Genomic DNA, 26,359 nt, shown 5'->3' with positions numbered 1-26,359 from the left:
ATATCAATCAAGCTGGCTTATCTTTTACCGCGCTGTAAAAGATAAGCTCTCCAGCCTGCAATCAGAATCGGCAGCAGGGTAATAATCAAAAAAATAATATCCGCAAGCCCATCCATCAATAACATTCCAATAATTCCACCCATACTACACAGTGCAAGTAGCCATAAAGTACTGAGCTTATTCCATCGCTGCATTGTTGTTGCCTCCTTTTAAGCTCTTTTGTTGACGTTTTGCCCACCATAGCCATGCGCCATTTAAGGTAATAAATAGGGTAAGCAGGGTGCATAAACTCCATAAAATCTTTAAGGGCATGCCCCCATAATTGCCAAAATGTAGCGGTTGAGACAATAAAATGGCTTTCAAATAAGTCGGTAATTCCTCAATGGTATCCACTTGTCCTGTTTCTGCATTGACCAAGGCCACTTTAAGCATCTTTTCGTTCAAGCCTTCATTGCCTTGTAACAGCACCATATAATGCCCTTGGGTGGCATATTCGGTTTTGGGGTAGAACACACTGCTGGGATGCCACGCTGTTTGACCTTTTTGCGCAGCGGCATACACCTGATCAATGCTTAAATGAGGATGAATCACCCGGGCATGCTGATATTTATCTTGGAGGGCTTTCAGCTCAGTCATTTGCCAAACACCAATCGCCACTGTACCGAAACCCAGTAAAAAACCTGTTATCGTCACCACCAGTGCCCAACCGAGGATTGCAGAACCAATTAAGTTGTGTAGATCGAGCTGTAATAGACGTTGTCCCTTGTTAAAACGAAGAATGCCAAACAGGAATTTTTTCACATAAGGGGCATACACGACCAAGCCAGAAACCAAAGATAAGAACACTAAAAAGGCGATCAGTGCACCAATCAGTTGTCCAATAAAACCTAAGAACCAATTGGCGTGCAGTTCCAGTAAGAATCCCGTTAAGGTATCTCGTTCATTCGGTTGCTGAATGAGTGTTGCAGAACCAATATCGGCAAACAGCCAACGCGCTTGTTCGAAGCTTTGCTCTGGTTTTGCCATACCAATCAACAGCACACCTGGATGATGCTCAGGATCATAGCCTGTACTGATAATCTGCTCATTGGGGTAGGTTTGTTGGGCGGTTGCAATAGAATCTGCTAATGGCCGCTGCTGTGATAGAGAGGAATGTAGCGCCGTAGGCTCAACCCCAAGTGCATGATCAATCTCTTCATGGAAAATCAGAATAACCCCAGTGATCGATAAAATCGCAAAGGGAATTACAATCACCAAGCTGACCCAGCGATGAATCCATAAATTAAGACGAAACCAGCGCGAGTTGGTTTTCTTGGTTGAAGGAATGGTTTGCTTCATAACTGATTTTCCAATGCGGCTGTGCGCACGGGATCCCCTTGATGATTAGTTTTTTTATAGAGTGATTTTATTTTTATTGATAATTATTTTCATTATTATTTACTATTGTTTTTTACGTTCCACGTGGAACTTAACAAGGAATAAATTGATTAAAAAAAGCAGGAGAGCTGAGCTTTCCTGCTGAATTATAAAAACGTGGGCTATAAAAATTAACTTTCTACAAAGTCACTCACTTGAATCAATGCATGGCCGAACAGGTATCCTGCAGTGACCAAGACACTGATCCACAGCAATGCACCCAAGATATTATAAATAACGAAATGGCTATAGTTCATATTGCTTGAACCAGCTGCTAAGGGCGCAAATGAACGGGCAAATGGAATAAAACGAGCCAGCAAAATAGTTTTTCCACCGTGTTTCAAAAAGAACACATTGGTTTTTTGCAAATATTCTTGCTTAATAAAGCGTGATTTTATATTGAAAATACGGTCACCAAAATGACGACCAATATGATAGTTCACCATATAGCCCAATGCTGCAGCAAAGAACAAAAGGCTGATCATATAGCCAAGATGCATGATCTCAACCACAGAGCATAATGCACCCACGGTGAGTAATAGACTGTCACCAGGTAAGAAGAACATAAAAACAAAGGCGGTTTCTGAAAAAATAATCAGAAAAAGAATGGCATAAATCCATAAACCGTACTCTTGAACCAAGACCGGCAGAATATGTTCAAAATTAAAAATAAAATCTAAAGAATTCATTCAGTTTGTATGATCCAAGATAGAGTACTCACCAAATTAAAGTACAAAAAATGTAAAATGAATTTAACCCTCAGGATTCATTCGTCAGTTATAAATTTACAACAGTGGGGGCTGAGTATATCGAGCCTGACACCAAAGCTCAATTTTCTGAGAAAATTCCAATTTTTACCTTATCTGAAATTCTCGACAAATTCATGACATTTTTCATGCTATTCATAGTGTTTTTAAGTATCTGAACTATCTTTTAAGGCCATAAATAGGATGATGCTGTTTCAACAAATGACCTTAAATGTTGTGATTCATACACACTCAAATAGAGCTGTGTATGAATCAGCTAGCAGCTTAATCTGCAAAAGAGCTTTCTAGCTCTTCAAGTTCCATCATCAGTTCTAAAAGCTGTTCTTCATACTGTTCTAACTTGGCTTTGAGCTCATTTTGCTCATTCATCAGCTTGATCAAATCATTTTTGCGATCGGCCTCATACAAGGCACTATCCGCTAAAGCATGTTCAATGTCGGCTAAGCGTGGTTGAACTTTTTCAATTTGAGCTTCGACTTTTTCGATATTTTTACGAATCGGGCGGGTCATTTCACGGCGACGAGCTGCTTCTTTACGTTGCGCTTCTTTATCTACTTTTGTGACAGGAGCTTGGGTCGACGTACTTTGCTGCTGTGATGCATTTTGTGCATTGATCTGTTGCTGGCGTGCTTCACGTAACCACTTGGCGTAGTCTTGTAGATCCCCTGCAAATTCTGTGCATTGACCTGCATGTACTAATAACAAGTCATCACAGACACTGGCAATCAATTGGCGTTCATGTGAAACCAGCACCACTGCACCATCAAAGTCCTGTAGCGCCATGGTCAGTGCCAGACGCATATCCAAGTCTAAATGGTTAGTTGGTTCGTCCAGAATCAAGACATTAGGGCGTTGCCATACAATCAGCGCCAAAGCTAAACGAGCACGTTCACCACCTGAGAAGCTTTCGCACGGCGTATCCATACGCTCGCCACTAAAGCCAAAACTACCTAAAAAGGCACGTAAAGCAGCTTCACTGATGTGTTTATCGGCAATTCGAGCCAATTGCAGCATTGGGCTGGCATGGGCATCCAAAGCATCCATTTGATGCTGAGCAAAATAACCAATGTTGAGCAACTCAGAGGCTTTGCGTTCGCCTGCAAGTAGTGGTAAATCACCGACAAGGGTCTTGATCAAGGTTGATTTACCGGCACCATTCATCCCGAGTAAGCCAATACGTGAACTTGGGGTGATTTGCAGACGAATTTTTTCAGCAATGATTTTATCGCCGTAGCCAATCGTAGCAGCATCCAGGCTCAGCAGAGGTGAACTCATTTTGGTTGGTTCACGGAAGCTGAAGGTAAATGGCGTATCAACATGTGCTGGTGCGAGTTGCTGCATGCGCTCTAATTGCTTAATTCGGCTTTGTGCTTGGCGGGCTTTGGTGGCCTTGGCTTTAAAGCGGTCAATAAACTTTTGTAGATGTGCGCGGGTTTCTTGCTGCTTCTCAAAAGCTTGCTGTTGCTGCGCTAAGCGTTCACTACGAGTGGTTTCAAAGGTGGAGTAATTGCCTGTGTATAAGGTCAGTTCTTGATTTTCGATATGCAGAATATGATCGGTAATCGCATCCAAGAAATCTCGGTCATGTGAAATCAGGACCAGCGTACCTTCATACGCTTTGAGCCAGTCTTCTAACCACAAGATCGCATCCAAGTCCAAATGGTTGGTCGGTTCATCCAGCAACAGCAGATCTGAACGGCTCATCAGGGTGCGCGCCAAGTTTAAGCGCATACGCCAACCACCCGAGAAGCTCGCGACATTTAATTTTAATTGGTGATCAAGAAAGCCGAGACCAGCCATCAATTGTGCTGCTTTGGCAGGCGCTGCATAACCATGAATTTCGTCAAAACGACCATGCAGTCGGGCCAAGTCATCATTACTGAGTTGATCTGGATGCGCTAATTTTTCTTGAATATCCCAGTATTCTTCATCGCCTGACAGCACAAAATCAATCGCTGGCATTTCTAAGGCTTTAATTTCTTGCGCCATATGCGCCACAGTCCACACCGCAGGGCGAGTCAAATTGCCCTCATCTGCAACCAAATCTCCTAAAAATGCAGCAAATAAGGTCGATTTACCTGCACCATTCACCCCAGTAAGACCAATTTTCCAGCCAGGATGAAGCTGCATTGATGCTTTTTGGAACAGAACTCGCCCACCACGGCGTAATGAAACTTGGTCAAATTGGATCATGAGCATGCAAAATAGCGAATAGATAGCTGCATTTTAAGGTGATCGCCCATGAATGCAAATTTTTATATTTAAGATCAAGTTGTTCGGATTGAGCTGATCAATCAATGATAAAATAGAGTAAAAGCTCTATTTTTGTGACGCGAATCAGATTATTATTTAAATTATATGAAAAAATAAGCAACAAGACTAAAAGTAGCAGCATAGGATTTAAGGATGAACAAGCGAATTCTTGCATTGGGGGCAATGCTGGTGTTGGGGAGCTATACAGAAACACATGCAGCGAGCAAAATTTGTGTTTTTGATTTGTTGGGGAAATCAGGAGAAGCCTATAAGGCCATGGAAGAGTGGGCCTTGGCTGCGAAAGCATGGCGTGGTGATACCTTTCTGATCAGCTATCAGAATGAAGCGTTGGCGGAAAATGATTTTGAACAAGGCAAATGTGATGGCGTCTATATGACTTCAATGCGTGCGCGCCGTTATAACAAATTTGCAGGTTCGATTGATGCCATTGGGGCGGTACCAAGTTATGCGATTGCACAGAAAGCGATTAGCTTTGCTTTGGACAAGCGTAATCAACGCCGTTTGCTCAGCACCGTTGATAATGAAAACTATGAAGTTGCTGGGATTTCGCAAATTGGTTTGGCCTATATTTTTGTCAAAGACAAGAAGATGAATACTATTGAGCAAATCAAAGGGAAAAAATTTGCAGTGCTTGGCTATGACGAAGCACAAAAGATCGTGGTGAAAAGCCTAGGTGGACAAGCCGTACTTGCGGATATCTCTGATATCGCCAAAAAGTTTAATACTGGTCAGGCCGATATTATGGCGGCACCTGCCTATGCCTATAAGCCTTTAGAATTGTCAAAGGGATTGGGAAATGAGGGCGCGATTATTACTTTCCCAGCGGTGAATATGACCATGGACTTAATTATCCGTCCTGAAAAATTCTCCAGCAATTTTGGACAGAACTCTCGAGCGTGGTTTCTAAGTCGTCTGAATACCAATTTCGCACTGATCCAGCGTCTTGAATCAGAATTGCCTGCCAAATATAAAATCAACCTCAGTAATGAGGATAAAACCCGTTATCAGCAAATCTTGCGTGAAGCACGTATGGGATTGACCAAACGTGGTATTTACGATGCCAGCATGATGAGTGTACTGAAACGCGCGCGCTGTACGGTAGACCGAACCAATTTTGAATGTACTTTAGGTGGTGAATAAACCAATACATAAGAGGATGGATGTCTCAACATCCTGCTTTTGAGTTGATATTGGCCTAAAAAATTAAAACGTGATCAAGTCTGTTAAAACAGATGAAAACCCGACATATGTATATAAAAGTGCTATTCTTTTGGTCAAAATCTGACTATATTGAATCAGCACTGCTGGAAAATTGTGCAAAATAGCAAAGTAAGGGAAAACAAGATGAAAAAAGGACTTTGGGCATTGAGTGCTACAGCTCTATTTGTCATGAGCACTCCTGTACAGGCAAAACAACAAATTTGTGTTTTTGATTTATTGGGTAAGGCTGGGGAGTCTTATAAACTGATTGAGGAATGGAAGCTGGCTTCTAAAACATGGCAGGGCGATGTTGAGCTGATTCCTTATCAAGACGAAGAAAAAGCGGAAAAAGATTTCGATGCGGGCAAATGCGATGGTGTCTATATGACCTCGATGCGTGCCCGTAAATATAATAAATTTGCAGGCTCGGTGGATGCGGTCGGGGCAGTCACCAGCAATGCCATTGCGCAAAAGGCGATTACGTATGTACTGGATAAACGTAATCAGCATCGTTTAACGGCAACGATGAACGGGGAGAAATTTGAAGTTGCAGGTATTATCCAAGTCGGGCTGGCGTATATTTTTGTACGTGACAAAAAGATCGACACCATTGAAAAAGCCAAAGGCAAAAAATTTGCTTATTTACATTATGACCAAGCGCAAAAGGCCATTGTAGAAAGTATCGATTTGGTGGCGGTACCATCGGATATTTCTGATTTTGTGAAAAAATTTAATAGCGGACAGGTGGATGTGATTGCCGCACCTGCCTATGCCTATAAACCTTTAGAGATCAGTAAGGGCTTGGCCAATGGGGCATTGTTTAATTTCCCTGTGGTCAATATTACCGGTGACCTGATTATTCGTCCTGCACAATTCCCAAGTGGTTTTGGAACCCAGTCTCGACAATGGTTCGTAAACAAACTGCCAAGTAACTTTGCCATGGTGCAACGCTTAGAAGCAGGGATGAATGCCAAAAAGATTACTTTGACCAATGAAGATAAAACCCGTTATCAAAAAATGTTACGGGATGGACGCATGAATTTAACCAAGCAAGGCGTGTACGATGCGAGTATGATGAATGTGCTGAAGCGCGCCCGTTGTACGGTTGAACGGACTAACTTTGAGTGTACTTTGAGTGGCGAATAACAGAGGAGAATATTGGCCTAGATATAAATCTATACATAAACTGAGGCAGATATAACAAAAATGCCTAAGAAAATAATAGAAATAGATAAAAGAGGGTAAAAAATAAACAATCCAGTCATAAAAATAGAGTAGAAGCTCTATTTTTTTTCAAAAAACATGATTAATATTTGCTTCGAACAAGGAGACAAACATAAAGTTTGTGAAAGGATGAAAAATATGAAAAAAATTGCACTTGCTCTTGCAGCAACTTCGATCTTTGGTGTATCTGCTTCTACTCAAGCAGCAATTGATGTGTGTGTATTCGACTTATTAGGAAAGTCAGGTGAATCATACAAAATGATGCAGGACTGGGCACTCGCAGCGAAAAGCTGGGGCGCTGATGTCAACCTACTTGCAATCACGGATGAACAGGTTGCAGACAATAACTTTAAAGCGGGTAAATGTGCTGCTGTTGCGATGACAGCAATGCGTGCTCGTCCATATAACAAATTTGCGGGTTCAGTCGATTCATTGGGCGGTGCGCCAAGCAATCAAGTTGCACAACGTGCGATTACCTATGTACTGGATGCACGTAATGCAGCAAAAATGACTACCAATTTAGGTGGCAATAAATACGAAATCGCGGGTATCGCGCCTTTAGGTGCTGCTTACATTTTCGTACGTGACAAGAGCATTAACTCAATTGAAAAAGCAGCGGGTAAAAAATTCGCAGTATTGGGCTATGATGATGCACAAAAAATCATGGTACAACGCGTAGGCGCGCAAGCGGTACTTTCTGATATTTCTAACTTTGCTGCGAAATTTAACAACGGTCAAGTTGACATGGTGGGTGCGCCTGCTTATGCCTACAAACCATTAGAATTAAGCAAAGGCTTAGGTTCAAATGGTGCGATGTTTAACTTCCCAGTATTACAAGTCACTGCAGATCTTGTGATTCGTCCAGAGAAATTCCCTGCTGGTTTTGGTCAAAAATCTCGTGATTACTTTGTGAAGCAACTTCCAAAAGCATTCGCTATGATCAAACGTTATGAAGCTGAAATTCCAGCTAAATACAAAATGAACTTGAGTGCTGAAGATAACTTGAAATATCAAAAATTATTACGTGATGGCCGTATGGACCTAACTAAACGTGGTATTTACGATGCAGGTATGATGTCTGTATTGAAGAAAGCACGTTGTTCAGTCGACAAAGCAAACTTTGAATGTGCATTACCGGGTGAATAATCCAGAATTGTCATAATCAAGACTTAAAGCCTAGATTTATCTAGGCTTTTTGTTTTTTTGCAGATGTCATTTAAGCCATTGTTTTGATGTGCAAAGATCGTAATTATATAAAGATATAAAAACCAAATGGAATCTTGAAGATTTAAAAGATGTTTCAATCAGGATGATTAAACATGACTGTATTAAAAACAATGATTCATTGGTAAACCCTATTTAAAGATATACCGCCAGTCTTTTGATTTTGGATGGGGTGCAACAACAATCAGCATAGATGCAAAGGAAAAATAACATGCAATGGTTTAAAACTTTATTACTTGCGACTGGGATCGCCGCGGTCTCTGCGGGCACTCAGGCAAAACAAACAATTTGTGTATTTGATATCGTGGGCAAAAGTGGCGATGTTTATGCATTAATGAAGGATTATCAACTCGCTGCAAAAACTTGGGGCGCTGATATTGAGCTTAAAGTCGGAACCAACGAAGCGGTAATTGCAGAAGACTTTAAAGCAGGAAAATGTGATGGCGTGAGTATCACAGGGATGCGTGGTCGTCAGTTTAACCAGTTTACGGGTTCATTAGATGCAATCGGGGCGATTACCGACCTTAAATTGGCCGTTAAAGTGATGCAGGGTTTAGCCAGCCCGACTTTTGCCAAAGCGATGGTGAATGGAAAATATGAAGTGGTTGGGGTCATTCCTGTGGGCGATGCCTATTTGTTGGTGAATGATCGTAATATCAATACGGTGGCTAAAGCGGCAGGCAAGAAAATTGCTGTCCTAGATTATGATGAAGCACAAAAAATTATGGCTTCACAAGTCGGTGCACAAGCAGTCAGTTCCGATATCACCAACTTTGGTGCCAAGTTCAATAATGGTCAAGTGGATATTATTGGTGCACCAGCCGCTGCCTTTAAACCTTTGGAACTGTATAAGGGTTTAGGAACCAAAGGGGCGATTGTCAATTATCCAATTCTGCAAGTGACTGGCAATTTAATTATTCATCCAGAGAAATTCCCGACAGGTTTTGGTCAAAAATCTCGAGAGTGGGTGAAGGCACAATTGCCACGTGCATTTACCATTCTTGGAAAAATGAAAGCCGATATTCCGCAAAAATATTGGATGGAAGTGCCTGCTTCTGACAAACCTGGTTATCAAAAGTTAATGCGTGAAGCACGTATTAATCTGACGGCTAAGGGAATCTATGACAAGCGCATGATGAAGCTGTTATGGCAATTCCGTTGCCGTGAAGATGCCAAAAACTTTGAATGTGGCTTACAAGACGAGAACTACAAATAATCGTATAAAAAGTCTTTAACAGCACTTTAAACTTCAAATACAGACCCGATATTGAGTATGCTATACTGAATATCGGGTCTTTTATTTATTAAAGACGAAGTGAAGTCGAGGAAAGTCCATCATGAACGCCCAAGCTCTAGAATTGTCAGATAATGCTGCCAAAAAAGTTCGCCAACTACGCGAAAGTGAAGGCAATAACGACCTTATGTTACGTGTTTATGTAACGGGTGGTGGTTGTTCAGGATTTTCTTATGGCTTTAACTTCGCTGAAAGCGTCAATGAAGATGATGCTGAGTTCAGCAATGGTGATGTGAAAGTCTTGGTTGACTCGCTCAGCTATCAGTATCTCGTGGGTTCAGTGGTCGACTATCTGGAAGGACTGGAAGGTTCACGTTTTGTGATCCAAAACCCGAATGCGACCACAACCTGTGGATGTGGATCATCTTTCTCGATTTAATCGATTTTTTGATGTAAAAAAAGCTTCTCCAATTGAGAAGCTTTTTTTGTTTTATACCATAGTGATGGTGCCGAGAATACGATCTCCAGCTGCACCCGTCACCGCAGGTAAATTACCACTGAGCTGCTCTACAAAACGCATGGCTAACCACGCAAAAGCGGTCGCTTCTACCCATGTCGGGGCTAAATCAAGTGCATCCGTGGTTTGTACCGACCAATTGTGCTTACGCAAGCGCCAGCGGAGTTGCTCAAGTAAATGTGAATTATAAGCACCGCCACCACAGACATAGATTTCCCCCGTTGGCATGGTTTCTTTACTACGGTAAATCGCTTTTTTAATCGCACGTGTGGTGAGCTTCATTAAAGTAGATTGAATATTTTCTGGAGTATCTTCCAATTCATCATATTCCAGATCATTACGCCAATCACTGAGTTGCTCATCTAGCCATTCTAAATTAAAGTCTTCGCGACCAGTGCTCTTCGGGGGTTCTTTGGCAAAGAATTCATGATTCTGTAGGCGTTCCAATAACGAACGGATGGGATTGCCATAGGCAGCCCAATCACCATTTTCATCATAAGGATGCCCTGTATGGCGATGACACCACGCATCCATCAAGATATTGGCAGGACCAGTATCAAAACCATAAACGCCGTCTAGGTTATTTGCAGGCAGCATACTGACATTGGCAATGCCACCTAAATTTAAAATCACGCGGTGAATGCTGTCATGTTGAAACAGCGCTTGATGGAAAGCAGGTACTAAAGGCGCGCCTTGACCACCAGCGGCCATGTCACGACGACGGAAATCCGACACTACAGGCAGTTGCGTGATTTCTGTGATGATATTGGGGTCACCAATTTGTAAGGTGAAGCCGTGTTCAGGACGATGGCGAATGGTTTGTCCATGTGAACCGATGGCTTTAATCTGGCTCCGGTCTAAATTATTTTGTTGAATCAGTTGATTGATACCATGACCAATCATTTGCGCCAAAGCGACATCGGCTTTGCCCATACGATCGATTTCATTGTCATCAGGAAGCGTCAATGCCATCAACTCATCGCGTAATTCAAGTTCAAAAGGCACTGTGAGTGTGGCATGCAGTGTTAAAGGGTCGAATGAAGTTGCAACAATATCAACACCATCCATGCTCGTGCCTGTCATTACACCAATATAGATCGCGCTCATATACAACTTATCCTGCAAGATGCTGAAAAAATGTTAGTATATCGCACAAATTGAATAACTGATGTGTTTAGGTTTTGTGATGTCAAATTTCTTGCCAGCCGAAGAACAGCTTGCTCTCATTCAACGAGGCACGCACGAGATTATCTCTGAAGAAGATTTATTGAAAAAACTGAAAGAGAATCGTCCACTCCGTGTAAAAGCAGGCTTTGACCCAACGGCTCCTGATTTACACTTAGGACATACGGTTCTAATTAATAAATTAAAAACTTTCCAAGATTTAGGACACGAAGTCACCTTTTTGATTGGTGACTATACGGCCATGATTGGTGACCCGTCTGGGAAAAGCGCAACACGTCCGCCGTTGTCTCGTGAGCAAGTTGAAGCCAACGCGAAAACCTATCAAGAACAAGTTTTTAAAATCTTAGATCCAAATAAAACCAAAGTTCGTTTTAACTCGGAATGGTTTAATCAAAGAACAGCAGCTGATTTAATTCAATTGGCGAGCCAGCAAACCGTATCACGTATGTTAGAACGTGATGACTTTACTAAGCGTTATAACAACCATCAACCGATTGCAATTCATGAGTTCTTGTATCCATTGGTACAAGGCTATGATTCGATTGCACTTGAGGCAGATGTCGAGTTAGGTGGTACGGACCAGACCTTTAACTTGTTAATGGGTCGTACTCTACAAGGTCGTTACGGTCAAGAATCACAAGTGTGTATTACTGTGCCGATTCTTGAAGGTTTAGATGGCGTGAATAAGATGTCTAAATCTTTAGGTAACTATATTGGTGTATTTGATACTCCAGGTGCAATGTATCAAAAAATCCTGTCGATGCCAGATAGCTTGATTGAACGTTACTTTGATCTACTAAGCTTTAAGTCACTTGATGAAATCAAAGTTTTGCTGGATGAAATGGCTGCGGGTCGTAACCCACAGGAAATCAAACGTATCTTGGCGCTTGAGTTGGTTGAACGTTTCCATGATGCAGAAGCAGCGGAAAATGCACATAAGAGTGCAGGTAACCGTGTGACCGAAGGTGAAGTGCCAGAAGATACACCAGAAGTGACGATTTCTCGTGGCGAGTTTGGTGGTGAGTTATTTATTGCAACGATTCTTCGTGTTGCAGGTTTAAATCCAAACGCAGCAGCAGCAAAAGACGCCGTGGGTCGTGGTGCAGTAAAAGTTGACTGGAATGTGGTTGATATGAGCTTCTCTGTAAAAGAGAATGTCACTTTAATCATCCAATCGGGTAAAAAAGCCATTGCTCGTGTGACTTTCACTGATTAATTCACAATGAAAAAATAAAAAGCAGGCCATGAGCCTGCTTTTTATACGTAAATAGCTGATAAAAACAACGAAAACACTGAATTTGTAGAAAAAAGAAACATGCAAAAGAAAATAATAAAAAAGGGGGTTGTATTGGGTTGGGAATGCTGTAGAATGCACATCCATCGGCGGTGATGCAGATAAAAACTTGTTGAGAAACAAGGATTTGGCTAAAGTGGTTGAGTTCTTGGGTTGATTGATAAGTTTGTTAAATATCTAAATTACCTGTTGACTTTTAAGAAATTGAGAGTAATATAGCCGACCTAGCTTGATGATGACGAATCATCGAGAAGATCATTAAGAGAATAGAAGAACAACTTGTGTGGATTTTTACTAGTTGATCAATCGAAAATATTTCATTGATTGAAGAGTAGAAATTTCTCGAAGTTTATTTGAGCGAATTTTTAGTCAGAAAATTGATGAGCCAAGATTTGTAGCCATAAGCTACTAATGATTTTAAACTGAAGAGTTTGATCATGGCTCAGATTGAACGCTGGCGGCAGGCTTAACACATGCAAGTCGAGCGGGGAAGGGTAGCTTGCTACCTAACCTAGCGGCGGACGGGTGAGTAATGCTTAGGAATCTGCCATTTAGTGGGGGACAACATTCCGAAAGGAATGCTAATACCGCATACGTCCTACGGGAGAAAGCAGGGGATCTTCGGACCTTGCGCTAAATGATGAGCCTAAGTCGGATTAGCTAGTTGGTGGGGTAAAGGCCTACCAAGGCGACGATCTGTAGCGGGTCTGAGAGGATGATCCGCCACACTGGGACTGAGACACGGCCCAGACTCCTACGGGAGGCAGCAGTGGGGAATATTGGACAATGGGCGGAAGCCTGATCCAGCCATGCCGCGTGTGTGAAGAAGGCCTTTTGGTTGTAAAGCACTTTAAGCGAGGAGGAGGCTACTTAGATTAATACTCTAGGATAGTGGACGTTACTCGCAGAATAAGCACCGGCTAACTCTGTGCCAGCAGCCGCGGTAATACAGAGGGTGCGAGCGTTAATCGGATTTACTGGGCGTAAAGCGTGCGTAGGCGGCTTTTTAAGTCGGATGTGAAATCCCCGAGCTTAACTTGGGAATTGCATTCGATACTGGGAAGCTAGAGTATGGGAGAGGATGGTAGAATTCCAGGTGTAGCGGTGAAATGCGTAGAGATCTGGAGGAATACCGATGGCGAAGGCAGCCATCTGGCCTAATACTGACGCTGAGGTACGAAAGCATGGGGAGCAAACAGGATTAGATACCCTGGTAGTCCATGCCGTAAACGATGTCTACTAGCCGTTGGGGCCTTTGAGGCTTTAGTGGCGCAGCTAACGCGATAAGTAGACCGCCTGGGGAGTACGGTCGCAAGACTAAAACTCAAATGAATTGACGGGGGCCCGCACAAGCGGTGGAGCATGTGGTTTAATTCGATGCAACGCGAAGAACCTTACCTGGCCTTGACATACTAGAAACTTTCCAGAGATGGATTGGTGCCTTCGGGAATCTAGATACAGGTGCTGCATGGCTGTCGTCAGCTCGTGTCGTGAGATGTTGGGTTAAGTCCCGCAACGAGCGCAACCCTTTTCCTTATTTGCCAGCGAGTAATGTCGGGAACTTTAAGGATACTGCCAGTGACAAACTGGAGGAAGGCGGGGACGACGTCAAGTCATCATGGCCCTTACGGCCAGGGCTACACACGTGCTACAATGGTCGGTACAAAGGGTTGCTACCTAGCGATAGGATGCTAATCTCAAAAAGCCGATCGTAGTCCGGATTGGAGTCTGCAACTCGACTCCATGAAGTCGGAATCGCTAGTAATCGCGGATCAGAATGCCGCGGTGAATACGTTCCCGGGCCTTGTACACACCGCCCGTCACACCATGGGAGTTTGTTGCACCAGAAGTAGGTAGTCTAACCGCAAGGAGGACGCTTACCACGGTGTGGCCGATGACTGGGGTGAAGTCGTAACAAGGTAGCCGTAGGGGAACCTGCGGCTGGATCACCTCCTTAACGAAAGATTGGTGACTGGTAAGAATCCACAACAAGTTGTTCTTCGAAGATGTATCTGAGGGTCTGTAGCTCAGTTGGTTAGAGCACACGCTTGATAAGCGTGGGGTCACAAGTTCAAGTCTTGTCAGACCCACCAAATCTGATTGCAGTAGCTTGGATTGAAAGATATGTCGTTCATTAAGTGATAAGCTGGGGACTTAGCTTAGTTGGTAGAGCGCCTGCTTTGCACGCAGGAGGTCAGGAGTTCGACTCTCCTAGTCTCCACCAAATTCGAGGGTAAACAAAGCAACGCTTTGTCCGAGAATTTAAGCAAACAGCTATGCTGTGCGCAGGCACACATAGGATGTAGCTTGAAGCTAAGAAGATTATAGAGTTTAGTGAATACAGTCCAAGTTGACTGGTTTATTAATCTCTGTGATTTATCACAGTTTACTACTCACCGACGAGGTGGTAGTTAATCATTAACAGATTAGAAAATTGAGTCTGAAATAAATTGTTCAAACTCGATTAGATATAAGCTTAACAAGCAATTGTTAAGAAGATATTTAATCTGAGAACTAGCAAAAACACTGAATCAAGCGTTTTGGTATATGAATTTAGATTGAAGCTGTATGGTGATTAAGTTCACAGACAACAAACCAGTGGCAATTAAGTTTGCAACGATAACACTCACTTGTATGTGTTAACGACTGTTTGGGGTTGTATAGTCAAGTAATTAAGTGCATGTGGTGGATGCCTTGGCAGTCAGAGGCGATGAAAGACGTGATAGCCTGCGAAAAGCTCCGGGGAGGCGGCAAATATCCTTTGATCCGGAGATTTCTGAATGGGGGAACCCACCCGCTATAAGGCGGGTATCATAAGCTGAATACATAGGCTTATGAAGCGAACGAGGGGAAGTGAAACATCTCAGTACCCTTAGGAAAAGAAATCAATTGAGATTCCCTTAGTAGCGGCGAGCGAACGGGGAGCAGCCCATTAAGTTGTGTGTGTTCTAGTGGAACGCTCTGGGAAGTGCGAACGTAGAGGGTGATATTCCCGTACACGAAAGGGCACACACAATGATGACGAGTAGGGCGAGGCACGTGAAACCTTGTCTGAATATGGGGGGACCATCCTCCAAGGCTAAATACTCCTGACTGACCGATAGTGAACCAGTACCGTGAGGGAAAGGCGAAAAGAACCCCTGTGAGGGGAGTGAAATAGATCCTGAAACCGCATGCATACAAGCAGTGGGAGCCGACTTGTTCGGTGACTGCGTACCTTTTGTATAATGGGTCAGCGACTTATATTCAGTAGCAAGGTTAACCGCATAGGGGAGCCGTAGAGAAATCGAGTCTTAATAGGGCGTTTAGTTGCTGGGTATAGACCCGAAACCAGGCGATCTATCCATGAGCAGGTTGAAGGTTGGGTAACACTAACTGGAGGACCGAACCCACTGTCGTTGAAAAGCCAGGGGATGACTTGTGGATAGGGGTGAAAGGCTAATCAAGCCTGGTGATAGCTGGTTCTCCCCGAAAGCTATTTAGGTAGCGCCTCGGACGAATACCATTGGGGGTAGAGCACTGTTTCGGCTAGGGGGTCATCCCGACTTACCAAACCGATGCAAACTCCGAATACCAATGAGTACTATCCGGGAGACAGACTGCGGGTGCTAACGTCCGTAGTCAAGAGGAAAACAATCCAGACCGCCAGCTAAGGCCCCAAAATCATAGTTAAGTGGGAAACGATGTGGGAAGGCATAGACAGCTAGGAGGTTGGCTTAGAAGCAGCCACCCTTTAAAGAAAGCGTAATAGCTCACTAGTCGAGTCGGCCTGCGCGGAAGATGTAACGGGGCTAAAACTATGTGCCGAAGCTGCGGATTTACGCATTAGCGTAAGTGGTAGGGGAGCGTTCTGTAAGCCGATGAAGGTGTATTGAGAAGTATGCTGGAGGTATCAGAAGTGCGAATGCTGACGTGAGTAACGACAAAACGGGTGAAAAACCCGTTCGCTGAAAGACCAAGGGTTCCAGTCCAACGTTAATCGGGGCTGGGTGAGTCGACCCCTAAGGCGAGGCCGAGAGGCGTAGTCGATGGGAAATTGGTTAATATTCCAATACTTCTGTGTAATGCGATGAGAGGACGGAGAAGGTTAAGTCAGCCTGGCGTTGGTTGTCCAGGTGGAAGGTTGTAGGCATGCATCTTAGGCAAATCCGGGGTGCTCTATGCTGAGAGCTGATAGCAAGCTGTACTTGTACAGTGAAGTGGCTGATACCATGCTTCCAGGAAAAGTCTCTAAGCTTCAGTTACACAGGAATCGTACCCGAAACCGACACAGGTGGTCAGGTCGAGTAGACCAAAGCGCTTGAGAGAACTCTGCTGAAGGAACTAGGCAAAATGGTACCGTAACTTCGGGAGAAGGTACGCTGCTGACGGTGATGGGACTTGCTCCCTGAGCTATTGGCAGCCACAGAAACCAGGCCGCTGCAACTGTTTATTAAAAACATAGCACTCTGCAAACACGAAAGTGGACGTATAGGGTGTGATGCCTGCCCGGTGCTGGAAGGTTAATTGATGGGGTTAGCGTAAGCGAAGCTCTTGATCGAAGCCCCAGTAAACGGCGGCCGTAACTATAACGGTCCTAAGGTAGCGAAATTCCTTGTCGGGTAAGTTCCGACCTGCACGAATGGCATAATGATGGCGGCGCTGTCTCCAGCAGAGGCTCAGTGAAATCGAAATCGCTGTGAAGATGCAGTGTACCCGCGGCTAGACGGAAAGACCCCGTGAACCTTTACTGCAGCTTGACATTGAACTTTGACCTTACTTGTGTAGGATAGGTGGGAGGCTTTGAAGTACGAACGCTAGTTTGTATGGAGCCGTCCTTGAAATACCACCCTGGTAATGTTGAGGTTCTAACTCTGCCCCGTAATCCGGGGCGAGGACCATGTCTGGTGGGTAGTTTGACTGGGGCGGTCTCCTCCTAAAGAGTAACGGAGGAGTACGAAGGTGCGCTCAGCGTGGTCGGAAATCACGCGTAGAGTATAAAGGCAAAAGCGCGCTTAACTGCGAGACCCACAAGTCGAGCAGGTACGAAAGTAGGTCTTAGTGATCCGGTGGTTCTGTATGGAAGGGCCATCGCTCAACGGATAAAAGGTACTCTGGGGATAACAGGCTGATACCGCCCAAGAGTTCATATCGACGGCGGTGTTTGGCACCTCGATGTCGGCTCATCTCATCCTGGGGCTGAAGCAGGTCCCAAGGGTATGGCTGTTCGCCATTTAAAGAGGTACGCGAGCTGGGTTTAGAACGTCGTGAGACAGTTCGGTCCCTATCTACCGTGGGCGCTGGAAATTTGAGAGGATCTGCTCCTAGTACGAGAGGACCAGAGTGGACGAACCTCTGGTGTACCGGTTGTGACGCCAGTCGCATCGCCGGGTAGCTATGTTCGGAAGGGATAACCGCTGAAAGCATCTAAGCGGGAAGCCTACCTCAAGATAAGATTTCCCTAGGAATTTATTCCTCTAAAGAGCCGTTCGAGACTAGGACGTTGATAGGTTGGGTGTGGAAGCACGGTGACGTGTGAAGCTGACCAATACTAATTGCTCGTGAGGCTTGACTATACAACACCCAAACAGTTGTTGTATTCAAGATAAATTCAATACATAACTTGATTTAGTGTGAAATCTAGTTACAATACAGACCAATTATCTAATCCGTTAATAACTCTTTCGGTACTAAGTGGCAAAAAATGTAAGACCACCCAAAACCAAAACAGTTTGCTGGCGACAATAGCAAGAGTGAACCACCTGATCCCTTCCCGAACTCAGAAGTGAAACCTCTTAGCGCTGATGGTAGTGTGGCACTTGCCATGTGAGAGTAAGTCATCGCCAGCTTTTAAATCTAAACACCCCCAACCTAACTGGTTGGGGGTGTTTTTTATTGGCAATGGAAAAAGAAAAATATAAGCCAATATTTAACGAGTTGTGCTATTTTTATCCTGATTAAATATTGTTAAATTTAAATAAATATTAGACGTTAATATGAGACAGTCTCTACAACAGCCAATTAAAGAGTTAGAACTTGCGGCAAAGTTATTGGATGCGGCAGCGGATGCATTTATCTTAAAGAACTACAAACTTACTAATTCATTGATTTGGGCTGCAAATTTCCCAGAAATTACCGAATATGCAAAGAGTATTGTTGGAAAGCTCAGTATTGATATCCATCATCAAACAAAGTTGCCAAAACGGATTCCTATATCAATGCGCGATCCGACTAGAATGCCATCTCAAGTAGAGCAAAATGCAATATTTTTACGAGATGGGTGGCGTTGTCGATTTTGTGGAATAAAGGTCATTTCTAGGAAAGCAAGAACACTTTTCTCGAATTCATTTCAAATAGAAAAGCACTGGACAAGTATTAACTCTCAGCAAACTCTGCGTTGTATGCCTTAGCATCCTCATTAGATCACATAGATCCGCATGGACGAGGTGGAAAGAATGAACAGTCTAATTTTGTGACAGCATGCTATTGCTGTCAGTTTGGTCGAGGGGATTTCACTCTTGCCGAGATTGAGGTTTTAAACCCGTTAGGCAGAATGCCAATAATTGATGACTGGGATGGCCTTACAAGAATATTGTAATGCAAACACTGCTTTGTAGGTGTGATGAACTTGATAAGTCATAACTTAGAGTCTAAATATTATTTGGGCGTAAAAATTCAATATAGATACACCATAGAATTTAGGTTTTAATTAGATTGGTACTAAAACGGGTCATTCATTATGAAACTTAACTCTTTCTCTCCACTCTCTGAAGATGATGAACTGCATCTGCCTGAGCTGGTGTATTGGGCATCCCTCGGTGATGTGGAACAAGTTGAGCAACTATTGGCAGAGGGGATAGACCCAAACCAGACCGATGATGAAGGCTATAGTGCATTACAGGCCGCTGCAGAGAACGATCATTTGGCGGTGGTGAAACTACTTGTGAGTAAGGGTGCAAATGTGAGGTATCAAGGCGAATATACTGCATTACAGCTTGCAGAAATGGCAGAACATAGCGAAATAGTTGAGTACTTAAAAAGTCTTTAAATCACCTATAAAAATGATAGATAAAAAGAAGCCCCATCATCCTGACGGGGCTTCTTCATATTCAGTTTATGTCGTTGATATCCTATTAACGACCACGTCCTGTGTGTTTTATTATTCTCAATGAGACTTCCTGTCTCTCTATGCTTTCTATGATAGGTGAAAAGCTTTGCTTGGGATATTCGCCAATTGCTGCGATTGTTGTAGGTTTTAGCGTACATTCAGTTCAACGATATTTATAAATCTGGGGATAAATAGTGCTTTATTATCATAATTTCAGCTAAGGTTAGCAGCAAATCACATTTGTATATCAACTTTCATTATATAGACTCCAATGAATTGTATTTTTATGGAAAGGTTGTCTATGGGTTGGGAAGGATGGTTATCACTGGCGTTAACACTAGGAGGACTACTTACACTCATCTTTTCAAAAATTGCCCCACATATTGTGATGCTGGCAATTTTGACAATATTAAGTGTTTTTGGTGTGTTAACCGCTCAGGAAGCTTTGGCAGGTTTTAGTAATTCTGGATTGATTACAGTGGCAGCGATGTTTGTCGTTGCGGCAGGTATTTCTAATTCAGGAGGAATTGATCTGTTTGTGAATAAGTTATTGGGTACTCCAAAATCTGAACGCATGGCATTATTGCGAATTTTCTTACCCATCGCTCCGCTCAGCGCTTTTTTAAATAATACACCTGTTGTTGCAACCATGATTCCTGCCTTGAATAGCTGGTCGAAAAAAATTGGGGTCGCACCGTCAAAATTAATGATTCCTTTGAGCTATACTGCGATTTTGGGTGGGACGATTACCTTGATCGGGACAAGTACGAACTTGGTGGTTAATGGGCAATATCAAGTGCTAACAGGTCAAGAAGGTTTTGGCATTTTCGATATCACGGTGATTGGTTTGCCTGTCGCGATTATTGGAATGTTGATCATGTATTGGTTTGCACCGAAATTATTGCCCAATCATCAAGAGCAAAATGTTTTTTCAAATCTACGAGAATTTACCTTAGAAGTCGTGGTAAGCCCAAATGGGCCATTGGTGGGGCAATCGGTTGCGGCCGCAGGCTTGAGAAATCTAAAACGTGTTTATCTGGTTGAAATTGAACGACAGCAAACCATTTTAACTGCCGTGTCTTCGGATGAAATTTTATTCGGCAATGATCGCTTAGTGTTTGCTGGAGATACTGAAGCGATCACTGAACTATTAAAGATTCATGGTTTGGTTGCACCAGCGAGTATTGACGAAAAAACCGCTTTGGAAGAAGTACATGCGGGTCGTCGATTAGTTGAAGCGGTGGTTTCTCCGCATTGTGAGGCAATTGGAAGTGCAATTCGGGATTCTAAGTTTCGTAACCGTTACGGTGCTGTGGTATTGGCTGTGGCACGGAATGGTGAGCGCCTCAAGGGTGGTTTGGGACAGATTAAACTACAGGCTGGTGATACCTTATTGCTGGAAGCACGCCCAGCCTTTGTAACGCGTCAAAAATATAATAAAGATTTTCTTTTGATCAATGAACTGGATCATGAGCCACCTCAACACGAGAAGGCATTATTGTCATGGGGAATTTTACTGGCAGCTGTTTTTGCAGCAGGCTTTGGCATACTGAGCATGTTGAACGCTGCGTTATTGGCCGCAGGGATGATGTTGCTGACGGGCTGTTTAACGGTAAAGCAGGCTGAGAAGAGTCTTGATCTGACCGTGATTTTAACCATTGCCGCTTCTTTTGCTCTAGGAGCCGCCTTAGAGAAAACGGGTGTTGCTGAGATGCTGGCACAATTGATCGTACATTTCAGTGCAGGTGAGGCGATTCTATTATTAATTTTGACCTATTGTTTTGTGTCTATATTGACAGAAGTGATTACCAATAATGCAGCGGCATTGCTGACTTTACCAGTTGTGTTAGAAATCACGACACAAGCTGATTTGAATCCGATCCCTTTTGTTTTTGCAATTATGATGGGGGCATCTGCAAGTTTTGCGACCCCACTGGGTTATCAAACTAATCTGATGGTGCTTGGACCTGGTAACTACCGTTTTAGTGATTTTATTAAAGTCGGTTTACCCATGAATATCTTGATTGGCACGATAACAATTTTGTTGCTGCTTTTACTTTTTCCGATAAAGCTATAAATGAGAAAGCCCTGAATCATTCAGGGCTTTCTCATATGTGAGTGTATTGGCTTAGAAATGAATGTCTAAACCGATATAAGGACCTTTAAAGTTAAATTTAAGGTCATTTTTTTCGTAATCATCTAGTTTGACATCGAGGATACGATAGCCTGCTTTTAAGCCAACATCGACCAAGAGATTGTCAATAAAGTTGTATTGTAGTTCGGCTTGTGCATCGGTGATTTTAGCGTCGTTAAAGTTGCTATATAACAACTCAGCTTTAGCGCTTAAGCCTGTGAAAGGTAGTTTTACCCCAGCTGATCCATAGATGACAGGAACTGTTTTATCGATATCAGTTTTGCTTAGGCCTAGTGTTTTTACATCACCGTTCAGGTTAGTGGCACCTAGACCAACATCTGCATTTACGATGGTGTCCAAGATTTCATAATACAAAATGAAGTCGGTATGATCGATATTCAGATCATAGACAGGTTGGCCTGCCAGCTCTTTCTCTGTTTGTGATTTTAAATTGACATAGCGAATTTTTGCATTTGGAATCAGTGGAATTGGGTGTTCAAATGCAAGGGAAACTTGTGCAGAACCTTTACGATCAAGGTCTTGATCTGGTGCAGAAGTTTGCGCAGCCATATTGACTTCACCATTGTAATTCCAATAGCTAAGATCACCTTTTACACCAATCATATCTGCTTGTGCTAGACCACAAAAGCTTGTCCCTAAAGCAAGCATTGATATTTTTAATATTTTCATTGCATTGTCCTAATCAGTATCAAAAACCGTAATGAATTGTTGTGAATTCATCAGTGAATGGGCGAATCATATAGTGATCTTGGAAAATATGCAGTAGTCTAATTTTAAATTTTTATAACGGGATCAAGAATAATGACAGATACAGCAAGCGTGCGAGATTATCCACTGTATGTCGCGGGAAAAGCGGTAAGCACAGGGCAATGGCTTGAAGTACATGATAAGTATCGAAATACGATCTATGCACGTGTTGCTCTGGCCGATGCCAAAGTGCTTGAAAAAGCGATTTCTGCTTCAGTAAAAGCAGAACAGGAAATGGCAGCATTAAAGCCCTTTCAAAAACAACAAATCTTATTGCATTGTGTAAAGCGCTTTAATGAACTGCGTGAAGAATTGACGGACATCCTGATTGCCGAAGGAGGCAAGCCACGAGGTGCAGCCAGTGCAGAAGTTGAACGTCTGATTAATACCTTCCAATTGGCTGCGGATGCGGTGACGCAGTTGGATGATGGCCGTATGTTGCCCTTGGCGGTGACACCTGCAGCAGCCCGTTTTCGTGGCATGGTTAAGCATGTGCCAATTGGTGCGATTTCTTTAATCAGTCCGTTTAATTTCCCTTTAAATCTGGTGGCACATAAGATTGCCCCTGCGATTGCAGCAGGCTGTCCTTTTGTTTTAAAACCTGCCAGTTTGACCCCAATCAGTGCATTAATGATCGCTAAGGTATTAGCTGAAACAGATTTACCCAAAGGTTCATGGTCGATTTTGCCGTGTGACCGTCAAGCAGCAGATATTTTGGTGACCGACGATCGCTTTAAATTACTCAGCTTTACAGGTTCAGATCAGGTCGGCTGGGATATGAAAGCACGTGCAGGTCGCAAGAAAGTCACTTTAGAACTGGGCGGTAATGCTGCGGTTCTGATCGATGCAGATACTGTGATTGATGAAGCGCTCATAGATCGTTTGCTTAGCGCCGCTTATGGGCATGCGGGGCAGGTCTGTATCAGTGTGCAGCGGATTTTAATTCATGCTGATATTTATGCAGAAGTGAAAAAGAAACTGGTCGCCAAACTGAAAAAAATCAAAGTGGATGATCCCGCTTTAACAACGACATTGGTTGGACCCATGATTAAGGAGACTGAGGCGGTTCGCTTAAAAAAATGGCTGGATAAAGCCGAAAAAAAAGGAGCAAAAATACTCACTGGAGGAAGTTTACAAGGTATGTTGTTTGAACCCACGTTGCTGGAAAATGTAGATGCCAAGCTGGAAATCTATAAAGATGAAGCTTTTGGCCCTGTGGCGATCCTCGAAAAATTTAAGGATTTTGAGCAAGGTATTGCCACCATTAACCAGAGTCGTTTTGGTTTGCAGGCGGGTGTGTATACGCAAAATCTCAATAAAATGCTGTATGCATGGGACCATTTACATGTCGGAGGTGTGATTATTAACGATGTCCCAACTTTCCGTGTCGATAATATGCCTTATGGCGGCGTGAAGGATTCTGGCCTTGGTCGGGAAGGGATTCATTCTGCAATTCGGGATATGCAAGAGGAAAGATTATTAGCCATCAAACAATAAAAAAGATTGTGGCCCAAGCGGAGTTTTAGCTGCGCTTGATTGTTTTATGTACTTGATTTTTATAAGTTGACTGCAAGGTCAAAATTACAGTCTGTTGAAAAATAATCAGTTGTTTAAAAAAGATGACTTTTTCTTTCAGAATTTACAGTAAAAAGAAATAAAAACAGGTATTGTTCGGCTATTAAAAGCAGAAAAACAAAGCCCAATCTTTAAGGAAGATGGTTTGGTTTTTGCTTTGTTTGTCTATGTAAACGGAGACCCACAAGGTTGAAATTTCATGCAAGCAAAACAAGATTTTTTATGGCACTTTTCATGTCTGTTGGATAATAAAAACCTAGGGCAGCATGGAACGGCCAGCAGGACAATTTAGGTGTTTTATGGCAGATTCTCGTGAAAACTGGACATCACGATCTGGTTTTATTATTGCAGCTGTTGGTTCAGCTGTAGGTTTAGGTAACATTTGGCGTTTCCCTTATGTTGCTTATGAAAATGGCGGCGGGGCGTTTCTTATCCCTTATTTACTGGCGTTGATTACTGCTGGTTTACCTCTTTTATTCTTAGATTATGCAACAGGTCATCGTGCGCGTAACTCACCACCCAAAGCCTATCGTGCACTATTTAAAGGCGGTGAGACACTTGGTTGGTGGCAAGTCTGTGTCTGTATCATCATTGGTTTGTACTATGCCAGCGTACTGACTTGGGCAGGAAGTTATGTCTACTTCTCAATTGGTCAGGCGTGGGGCAGTGACCCAGAAAGCTTCTTCTTCAATACTTATTTGCAGACCTCGAAAGCAACAGGCTTCGATCTACAATTCGTGAGTCATTTGTTTTGGCCAATCGTTGGGATTTGGGCACTGACCTTAATCATTTTGTATGGCGGTGTTAAGAAGGGCGTTGAATTATCCAATAAGATTTTCATGCCGTTGTTATTTGTCTTGTTTACGGTTCTTGTGATTCAGTCATTACGTTTACCTGGTGCGGTAGAAGGCTTAAATGCATTCTTTACTCCGAACTGGTCAGCGATGATGAACTATAAAGTTTGGTTAGCTGCATATGGCCATACTTTCTTCTCACTGTCTGTAGGTTTCGGGATCATGGTGACTTATGCGTCTTATCTCAAACCAAAGACCAACTTAACGGGTTCTGGCTTGATTGTTGGCTTTGCCAATGCATCGACTGAAATTTTAGCCGGTATTGGTATTTTTGCTGCGTTGGGCTTTATGGCGCACACTGCAGGGAAAGAAGTACAGGATGTTGTGAGTGGTGGTATTGGTTTGGCATTTATTGCCTTCCCGAAAATCATTTCAAGTTTAGGTGCGGGTGCAGATTTATTTGGTTTCTTATTCTTCTCTTCGCTGTTTGTTGCAGGTATATCTTCCATGGTAAGTATTTTGGAAGTGCCGATTGCTGCAATGCAGGATAAGTTGAAATGGGGCCGTACCAAAGCTGTAACGATTATTGGTGGTGGTAGTGCACTTGTTTCAGTGATCTTATTCTCTAGTGTGAATGCGATTAAACTGGTGGATATCGTCGATCACTTCATCAATAACATCGGTATTATTGGTGGTGCATTGATCTCGATTATCAGTATTGCTTGGTTTAAACGTTCTGCCTTGCGTGAATTGCGTGATCATGTGAATCGTATTTCGACTGTTCAATTGGGCAAAGGTTGGGATTTCACTTTAACAGTGATCACATCGTTGATCTTGTTAACGACCTTAAGCATGACCGTATTTAACTTGGTGAAAAACGGTTACGATAGTTATAGCATGAGCTTACAAGGCGTATTTGGATGGGGCAGCGTGATTTTCTGTGCTGTCGTTGCAATTGTACTCAGCCGAATCAAAGATCGCTAGGAGAACAAATATGAATACTTCAGCAATCGTAATGATGGTGATTTCAATGGTGTTTTTATGGGGCGGATTGGCATTGTCTATTCTGCACTTAACTAAAAACCCAGAAGAGTTAGATGACGTTCTGGAAGAAGTCAAAGATCAGCATACGCTTTAAATGTTAAAGCTAAAAATAACCCAATCATAGATTGGGTTATTTTTTGAACAATAACGCAGGCTTTAAACTGTATAAGTAAATTTTAGATATTGCAGGATTTTTTATTAAGCGTATTTGTGAATAGCTTTTTACCATTCTTATCTATATAAATGTAATCAACCACAATACCATTTTTTATATAATTCTTTAAATACGTGCAATTATATGCTTGATTTTCTGGAATTAAGTTGTTTTTTGCATCGTCGAGATCTACTTCATCTGCAGTATGGTTAAATGTCTGATAAGTATAAGTAACATGAAGCTTATCCTGTTTAATATTAATAAGTTTGACCGTTGAATTAACATTAAAAGGTATTTGTGATTGTTCTACTAAAAGGTCTTTAGCTATCGATTCAACAAGCTCCGTTTGAAGCTTATGTTTATAAGCAATTAAGGCTGCTATTAGAACTACAGTAAAAGTGATTCCCCAAATGGCTAATTTATATTCTTTGTAACTAAAATTCATTTTAGATAATTAAATAAGTTGTT

20 protein-coding genes, 2 tRNA genes and 3 rRNA genes are annotated in these 26,359 nt (G+C 42.8%); 18 read left to right on the top strand and 7 right to left on the bottom strand.

All coding sequences use genetic code 11. The annotated features are described in order from the left end of the window. Window positions 1–17: 17 nt before the first annotated feature. From NDN13_RS14380 to NDN13_RS14365, 4 genes are all read right to left on the bottom strand, one after another. Window positions 18–194: a hypothetical protein gene (locus NDN13_RS14380; RefSeq protein ID WP_251115942.1), complete on the bottom strand. Its 177-nt coding sequence runs from the start codon at window positions 192–194 to the stop codon at window positions 18–20. Continuing rightward, window positions 178–1,338, bottom strand: a complete 1,161-nt coding sequence (locus NDN13_RS14375) for a PepSY-associated TM helix domain-containing protein (RefSeq protein ID WP_251115941.1) — start codon at window positions 1,336–1,338, stop codon at window positions 178–180. The genes NDN13_RS14380 and NDN13_RS14375 overlap by 17 nt, the downstream gene beginning before the upstream one ends. A 209-nt stretch (window positions 1,339–1,547) precedes the next feature. Continuing rightward, window positions 1,548–2,105, bottom strand: a complete 558-nt coding sequence (locus tag NDN13_RS14370) for a VTT domain-containing protein (protein ID WP_241305868.1) — start codon at window positions 2,103–2,105, stop codon at window positions 1,548–1,550. A 342-nt stretch (window positions 2,106–2,447) separates the two neighbouring features. Further along, window positions 2,448–4,376 carry an ATP-binding cassette domain-containing protein gene (locus NDN13_RS14365; protein ID WP_251115940.1) on the bottom strand — a complete coding sequence of 643 codons (1,929 nt, stop codon included), beginning with the start codon at window positions 4,374–4,376 and terminating at the stop codon, window positions 2,448–2,450. Between the two features lie 213 nt (window positions 4,377–4,589). Here NDN13_RS14365 and NDN13_RS14360 point away from each other — a divergent pair, with 213 nt between their 5' ends. The 5 genes from NDN13_RS14360 to erpA all read left to right on the top strand — a co-directional run bounded on the left by NDN13_RS14360 (window position 4,590) and on the right by erpA (window position 9,778). Continuing rightward, window positions 4,590–5,597, top strand: a complete 1,008-nt coding sequence (locus NDN13_RS14360; RefSeq protein WP_251115939.1) for a putative solute-binding protein — start codon at window positions 4,590–4,592, stop codon at window positions 5,595–5,597. Between the two features lie 204 nt (window positions 5,598–5,801). Then, entirely contained in the window at window positions 5,802–6,803 is a 1,002-nt protein-coding gene (locus tag NDN13_RS14355) for a putative solute-binding protein (RefSeq protein ID WP_005201754.1), read from the top strand. Between the two features lie 216 nt (window positions 6,804–7,019). Beyond that, window positions 7,020–8,027 carry a putative solute-binding protein gene (locus NDN13_RS14350; RefSeq protein WP_251115938.1) on the top strand — a complete coding sequence of 336 codons (1,008 nt, stop codon included), beginning with the start codon at window positions 7,020–7,022 and terminating at the stop codon, window positions 8,025–8,027. 289 nt (window positions 8,028–8,316) lie between these two features. After that, window positions 8,317–9,321 (top strand): putative solute-binding protein, encoded by a 1,005-nt coding sequence (locus tag NDN13_RS14345; protein ID WP_004656876.1) that lies wholly within the window; start codon window positions 8,317–8,319, stop codon window positions 9,319–9,321. Between the two features lie 121 nt (window positions 9,322–9,442). Further along, window positions 9,443–9,778: an iron-sulfur cluster insertion protein ErpA gene (gene erpA / locus NDN13_RS14340; RefSeq protein ID WP_130163104.1), complete on the top strand. Its 336-nt coding sequence runs from the start codon at window positions 9,443–9,445 to the stop codon at window positions 9,776–9,778. Between the two features lie 51 nt (window positions 9,779–9,829). Here the strand turns inward: erpA and NDN13_RS14335 are convergent, their stop codons facing one another. Continuing rightward, entirely contained in the window at window positions 9,830–10,963 is a 1,134-nt protein-coding gene (locus NDN13_RS14335; protein ID WP_251115937.1) for an anhydro-N-acetylmuramic acid kinase, read from the bottom strand. A 61-nt stretch (window positions 10,964–11,024) separates the two neighbouring features. Between NDN13_RS14335 and tyrS the strand changes: the two genes are divergently transcribed. The 10 genes from tyrS to NDN13_RS14290 all read left to right on the top strand — a co-directional run bounded on the left by tyrS (window position 11,025) and on the right by NDN13_RS14290 (window position 21,499). After that, the gene (gene tyrS / locus NDN13_RS14330; protein ID WP_251115936.1) at window positions 11,025–12,257 is read left to right on the top strand and encodes a tyrosine--tRNA ligase; all 1,233 of its coding nucleotides are present in this window, start codon (window positions 11,025–11,027) and stop codon (window positions 12,255–12,257) included. Window positions 12,258–12,754: 497 nt separating this feature from the next. Next, window positions 12,755–14,292: ribosomal RNA gene (locus NDN13_RS14325) — 16S ribosomal RNA — on the top strand. Between the two features lie 59 nt (window positions 14,293–14,351). Next, window positions 14,352–14,428: transfer RNA gene (locus tag NDN13_RS14320), tRNA-Ile, on the top strand. 55 nt (window positions 14,429–14,483) lie between these two features. After that, a tRNA-Ala gene (locus NDN13_RS14315) sits at window positions 14,484–14,559 on the top strand. A gap of 438 nt (window positions 14,560–14,997) precedes the next feature. After that, a 23S ribosomal RNA gene (locus NDN13_RS14310) occupies window positions 14,998–17,890 on the top strand. Between the two features lie 158 nt (window positions 17,891–18,048). Continuing rightward, a 5S ribosomal RNA gene (rrf, locus tag NDN13_RS14305) occupies window positions 18,049–18,163 on the top strand. The 16S, 23S and 5S rRNA genes sit together here with 2 tRNA genes alongside, the layout of an rRNA operon. Before the next feature lie 147 nt (window positions 18,164–18,310). Beyond that, window positions 18,311–18,724, top strand: coding sequence for a hypothetical protein (locus NDN13_RS14300; protein WP_251115935.1), 414 nt, complete (start codon window positions 18,311–18,313; stop codon window positions 18,722–18,724). Then, window positions 18,712–18,912 (top strand): HNH endonuclease, encoded by a 201-nt coding sequence (locus tag NDN13_RS19860; protein WP_353050812.1) that lies wholly within the window; start codon window positions 18,712–18,714, stop codon window positions 18,910–18,912. Before NDN13_RS14300 ends, NDN13_RS19860 begins: the two co-directional genes overlap by 13 nt. A gap of 141 nt (window positions 18,913–19,053) precedes the next feature. Then, window positions 19,054–19,362 carry an ankyrin repeat domain-containing protein gene (locus NDN13_RS14295; protein ID WP_251115934.1) on the top strand — a complete coding sequence of 103 codons (309 nt, stop codon included), beginning with the start codon at window positions 19,054–19,056 and terminating at the stop codon, window positions 19,360–19,362. Between the two features lie 361 nt (window positions 19,363–19,723). After that, on the top strand, window positions 19,724–21,499 hold the full coding sequence (locus NDN13_RS14290) for an SLC13 family permease (RefSeq protein ID WP_251115933.1): 1,776 nt from the start codon (window positions 19,724–19,726) through the stop codon (window positions 21,497–21,499). Window positions 21,500–21,550: 51 nt separating this feature from the next. On the opposite strand, the gene NDN13_RS14285 is transcribed toward NDN13_RS14290, so the two are convergent. Continuing rightward, window positions 21,551–22,246, bottom strand: coding sequence for a TIGR04219 family outer membrane beta-barrel protein (locus NDN13_RS14285; protein WP_251115932.1), 696 nt, complete (start codon window positions 22,244–22,246; stop codon window positions 21,551–21,553). A 132-nt stretch (window positions 22,247–22,378) separates the two neighbouring features. On the opposite strand from NDN13_RS14285, the gene NDN13_RS14280 reads away from it, so the two are divergent. The 3 genes from NDN13_RS14280 (at window position 22,379) to NDN13_RS14270 (ending at window position 25,831) form a co-directional block, all read left to right on the top strand. Continuing rightward, window positions 22,379–23,821: an aldehyde dehydrogenase family protein gene (locus NDN13_RS14280; RefSeq protein WP_251115931.1), complete on the top strand. Its 1,443-nt coding sequence runs from the start codon at window positions 22,379–22,381 to the stop codon at window positions 23,819–23,821. 377 nt (window positions 23,822–24,198) lie between these two features. Continuing rightward, window positions 24,199–25,677: a sodium-dependent transporter gene (locus NDN13_RS14275; RefSeq protein WP_251115930.1), complete on the top strand. Its 1,479-nt coding sequence runs from the start codon at window positions 24,199–24,201 to the stop codon at window positions 25,675–25,677. Between the two features lie 10 nt (window positions 25,678–25,687). Continuing rightward, window positions 25,688–25,831: a methionine/alanine import family NSS transporter small subunit gene (locus NDN13_RS14270; protein ID WP_023271084.1), complete on the top strand. Its 144-nt coding sequence runs from the start codon at window positions 25,688–25,690 to the stop codon at window positions 25,829–25,831. 82 nt (window positions 25,832–25,913) lie between these two features. On the opposite strand, the gene NDN13_RS14265 is transcribed toward NDN13_RS14270, so the two are convergent. After that, entirely contained in the window at window positions 25,914–26,336 is a 423-nt protein-coding gene (locus NDN13_RS14265) for a hypothetical protein (protein ID WP_251115929.1), read from the bottom strand. Window positions 26,337–26,359 lie beyond the last annotated feature (23 nt).

The sequence above is a fragment of the Acinetobacter sp. C32I genome (assembly GCF_023702715.1).
GTDB lineage: Bacteria > Pseudomonadota > Gammaproteobacteria > Pseudomonadales > Moraxellaceae > Acinetobacter.
Note: the sequence above shows the minus strand (reverse complement) of the source record. Positions and strands in the feature narration are given on the sequence as shown.

Coding starts and splice junctions, on each gene's coding strand:
- NDN13_RS14375 (WP_251115941.1), bottom strand. CDS start 1,338: ATGAAGCAAACCATTCCTTCAACCAAGAAAACCAACTCGCGCTGGTTT.
- NDN13_RS14345 (WP_004656876.1), top strand. CDS start 8,317: ATGCAATGGTTTAAAACTTTATTACTTGCGACTGGGATCGCCGCGGTC.
- NDN13_RS14370 (WP_241305868.1), bottom strand. CDS start 2,105: ATGAATTCTTTAGATTTTATTTTTAATTTTGAACATATTCTGCCGGTC.
- erpA (WP_130163104.1), top strand. CDS start 9,443: ATGAACGCCCAAGCTCTAGAATTGTCAGATAATGCTGCCAAAAAAGTT.
- NDN13_RS14275 (WP_251115930.1), top strand. CDS start 24,199: ATGGCAGATTCTCGTGAAAACTGGACATCACGATCTGGTTTTATTATT.
- NDN13_RS14365 (WP_251115940.1), bottom strand. CDS start 4,376: ATGATCCAATTTGACCAAGTTTCATTACGCCGTGGTGGGCGAGTTCTG.
- NDN13_RS14300 (WP_251115935.1), top strand. CDS start 18,311: ATGAGACAGTCTCTACAACAGCCAATTAAAGAGTTAGAACTTGCGGCA.
- NDN13_RS14360 (WP_251115939.1), top strand. CDS start 4,590: ATGAACAAGCGAATTCTTGCATTGGGGGCAATGCTGGTGTTGGGGAGC.
- NDN13_RS14285 (WP_251115932.1), bottom strand. CDS start 22,246: ATGAAAATATTAAAAATATCAATGCTTGCTTTAGGGACAAGCTTTTGT.
- NDN13_RS14290 (WP_251115933.1), top strand. CDS start 19,724: ATGGGTTGGGAAGGATGGTTATCACTGGCGTTAACACTAGGAGGACTA.
- NDN13_RS14350 (WP_251115938.1), top strand. CDS start 7,020: ATGAAAAAAATTGCACTTGCTCTTGCAGCAACTTCGATCTTTGGTGTA.
- tyrS (WP_251115936.1), top strand. CDS start 11,025: ATGTGTTTAGGTTTTGTGATGTCAAATTTCTTGCCAGCCGAAGAACAG.
- NDN13_RS14355 (WP_005201754.1), top strand. CDS start 5,802: ATGAAAAAAGGACTTTGGGCATTGAGTGCTACAGCTCTATTTGTCATG.
- NDN13_RS14280 (WP_251115931.1), top strand. CDS start 22,379: ATGACAGATACAGCAAGCGTGCGAGATTATCCACTGTATGTCGCGGGA.
- NDN13_RS14270 (WP_023271084.1), top strand. CDS start 25,688: ATGAATACTTCAGCAATCGTAATGATGGTGATTTCAATGGTGTTTTTA.
- NDN13_RS14380 (WP_251115942.1), bottom strand. CDS start 194: ATGCAGCGATGGAATAAGCTCAGTACTTTATGGCTACTTGCACTGTGT.
- NDN13_RS14335 (WP_251115937.1), bottom strand. CDS start 10,963: ATGAGCGCGATCTATATTGGTGTAATGACAGGCACGAGCATGGATGGT.
- NDN13_RS14265 (WP_251115929.1), bottom strand. CDS start 26,336: ATGAATTTTAGTTACAAAGAATATAAATTAGCCATTTGGGGAATCACT.
- NDN13_RS14295 (WP_251115934.1), top strand. CDS start 19,054: ATGAAACTTAACTCTTTCTCTCCACTCTCTGAAGATGATGAACTGCAT.